General features: G+C 43.9%; 4 protein-coding genes. 1 reads left to right on the plus strand and 3 read right to left on the minus strand.

All coding sequences use genetic code 11. The features are described from left to right. Positions 1-310: 310 nt before the first annotated feature. The 3 genes from B5F27_RS15960 to B5F27_RS15975 form a co-directional block, all read right to left on the minus strand. Positions 311-679, minus strand: a complete 369-nt coding sequence (locus B5F27_RS15960) for a hypothetical protein (protein ID WP_087369034.1) — start codon at positions 677-679, stop codon at positions 311-313. 393 nt (positions 680-1072) lie between these two features. Next, positions 1073-1537 carry a helix-turn-helix transcriptional regulator gene (locus B5F27_RS15970; protein WP_087369036.1) on the minus strand — a complete coding sequence of 155 codons (465 nt, stop codon included), beginning with the start codon at positions 1535-1537 and terminating at the stop codon, positions 1073-1075. Between the two features lie 135 nt (positions 1538-1672). Further along, positions 1673-3085: an IS3 family transposase gene (locus B5F27_RS15975; RefSeq protein ID WP_087369037.1), complete on the minus strand. Its 1413-nt coding sequence runs from the start codon at positions 3083-3085 to the stop codon at positions 1673-1675. Here B5F27_RS15975 and B5F27_RS17510 point away from each other — a divergent pair. Next, the coding region (locus B5F27_RS17510) for a transposase (RefSeq protein ID WP_343214657.1) at positions 3015-3245 on the plus strand (231 nt) is incomplete at its 3' end. The two genes, B5F27_RS15975 and B5F27_RS17510, sit on opposite strands and share 71 nt — an antisense overlap.

Here is a 3245-nt window from a genome sequence, read left to right on the forward strand (position 1 = left end):
CCCTGCGAGACTTCTCAGATTTCTAAGACTTCTAAGACTTTTGATACTTTCTCTTATTTTCTCACAGGTCAGTACTTTTTTACAGTCGGGGGATTATGGAGCGGTTACGGTCCTTTTCTGTTGTCAAGTACACTGTTTTGTGAGGCGCTTACGAATAATCTTTTACTCCCCCAAAAAAGAGATAGGCTTTCCCAAAAAAGGGACTGCCTATCTCTTTTTGTATTCACAAACTGATATGAACTAGATTCAATGTATCCGCCGACCCGCTTACAGTTTTATGGAGTCGGCAATAGATTCATAAATTTCACTATTACCAAAAGTCGCTATCAAACTCCTCTTCTGCATCATCATTTTTCAGCAATTCCAAAATTTCAGCCGAAGACATCTCGTTCTCGTCACAATTCCCAATATAAACCGTGACATCTCCACCATCGGCCTGCTCACAAGCCTTTTTTGAAACCCGCCCTACTGACCAAAAAGGATAGTTTTGAGCCGCGTAAATGTCGGCATCTCTTATATCTTTTTCATTTCCGTCGTCATCCAACCCCAGCGCTTGCATTGCACGGGCTCTCATTTCATACATATGTTCTTCGCACAGGTTCTCTATATATTCGCAATCCAACGAGGCTTTGATAATAGTGTCATCATCTTCAATGACAAGATAAATCATGTTTCCCATGACCCCCCTCCTTTCTACTATAGATAGTATAACTCCTCTCGGGCGAGGGTTCTGCACTTAAACACACAGCCCCTAACTTTCAAGGAGAAATAAGATTTATTTTTTATTTAGCAACCTTGATATATAAGATTGCGACATATCCAGTGCCTCAGCAGTCTCTTTTTGACTGAATCCTTCCTGCGTAATAAGATCTCTTGCCATAGGTAACCGATCAGATTTTCGAGGTGTATAAGGATAAGCCACTGCTTTAGCCACTTCGACCCCAGAATTGTATCTTGCATGATAAATGTTTACTGTATGTGTAGGTGTAGATTGATGACGTGTCTCGGAAACTTTAAAAAAGGCAGAGACAGTTTTTTCATACGCACAGATCCTCCCTTCTCATTCTAAAGGTTAATCGTTCTTCATAATTTCCGAAATCCACTTATCCGACCATAAAATCCCTGCACCTGCAATTATTCCTCCTGCACCCGCAACAATAGTTAATATAGTGCTTAGCCCTGCAAATACAGCAGCAGAGTCCAAGCCAAGTTTTTTTGCCCCTGAAGTATAAGCAACCGCCTGCTTAATTTTTTGAACATCTTCCTCTGTTGTTTCATCAGAATCAAGAAGAACATAAATTGCATGTGGAAGAAGCTTATTCTCAGGGTGTTGAGAAATTTCGTAATCGAGAATTGTCCGGATCCCGACATATTGCAGTTTACTCAATTTTGTCGTTCCATTCTCCAAGTTGCATACAGTCTGCTTGGACACGCCAAGCAAGTTCCCAAATTGCGAGAGGGACCATCCACCGGCCTGTCGAATAAGCTGAAGGTTCACTTGAAGACGGTGGATTTTTATTGGAGTAAATGAATGCATTCCTTGTCCTCCTATTTGACATTATACACGATTTTGGAACACTGTCAAGATATTAGACGATCAAATCTTTTAACCAAATCCCAAAAACCAGGACCTCAACAGCGAGACGGGGGTGCGGACAGAAAGTTGGACAAGTTATGCTATCAAGCCAAGATGCTGCCTATATTCCCAAGGGCTGCGGCCTCCTAAGGACAACTTGATACGCTTTCGATTATACCAATTGATATAGTCATCAAGATCCTGGGCAAAAGCATCAAGGGATTTTCCTATCCATGAGCGTCCATAAAACATTTCGTTTTTCAGCCTGCCAAAGAAACCTTCACAGGCTGCGTTATCAGGAGAACATCCCTTTTTAGACATAGATCGGGTAAGTCCAGCTTCCTCCATTCGTTCGATCCAGCCGGGCCATCGGTAGTGGCATCCTCTGTCTGAATGTACAGTCGGATGACAGCCATCTGGCAGTTTGGCAATTACCTCGTCCAACATGCTGTTAACTAATGCGGCATTGGGACGAAAGCCAATCGTCCAACCTACAACCATGCCATCAAAACAATCAATCATTGCGGAGAGATATAGCTTGCCATCCGGCAACGCAAACTCAGTAATATCGGTCAGTAACTTTTCATATGGCTGTTTCGCATGAAAATCACGCGAAACAATATTATCTACTTCTGGGGTGATTTCTCCCAGGTACGAACTATATTTTGCCCGTTTGGGGACAGAAACAGCCAGTCCTTCTTCCTTCATGATATGTCGGATTATTTTTTCAGAAAGTGTTATACCTCCCCTCTTTAACGCCAGATGAATGCGGCGATAACCATATACCCCTCTGTTTTCGTGAAAAATCGATGTAATCTGCGCACGAAAGGGAAGATACTTGTCCGGCTTATTCATAATGGCTTGCTGGTAATAGTAGCTGCTTCTGGCCATGTGAAAGTAGCTCAGAAGCATCGGCAGTGCGTATTTCTCCCTCAAGGCGCCGATGATCACTGCCTTCTCACGGTTTTTGAGTGCCGTCAGATCGACGCCTGGGTCTTTTTTTAATACGGCGAGGGTTTCCTTCAATACATCCACTTCAAACTGTAGGTCCTGGATCTGTTCTCGAAGAGCCTGCAGCTCCTCAGATTGCGGCGTTGTATCGCTCGAGGGCAATGGTTGTCTTGGTATGCTTTTTTTCTTTGACATGAGCCCAATCATCCCATACTTCAAATATTTTCTTCGCCATACATATATGCTCATACGGCTATATCCGATTTCTCTTGATACATATTCTACATCCTCACCGAGTTCAAAGCAACGGCGTAGTACCTCATATTTGAATTCGGCTGATGGATGTCTTGGATGACCGGGCGCATTACATTTATGGTCGGCTTTTTCAGGGCTCTCTGCTGTACGGCCATGATTATTCTTGAATCCGGCGTTTCTACGTTCATACCATCGGTAAAGGGTAGACTTGCTCGGGTATCCCAATCGTTGAATGACCGCATGTACAGATCCCAATCGGGCGTATTCTTTCAATGCGGCTTCTTCCTGTTCTTTCGTATACATCCAGTCGTCTCCTTTTTGCGGAGTCCAACTTTCTGTCCGCACCCCCGACCCGAAAAAGGCTGTGCAGTATGCCCGCAAACAGCAGCCTTACATGGAGAACTACCTGCTTGACCCCAGGTGCCAGATTTCCAATAACCTTGCTGAGAACGCCATCCGTCCC

It is taken from the genome of Faecalibacterium sp. An192, from assembly GCF_002160175.1.
GTDB lineage: Bacteria > Bacillota > Clostridia > Oscillospirales > Ruminococcaceae > Faecalibacterium.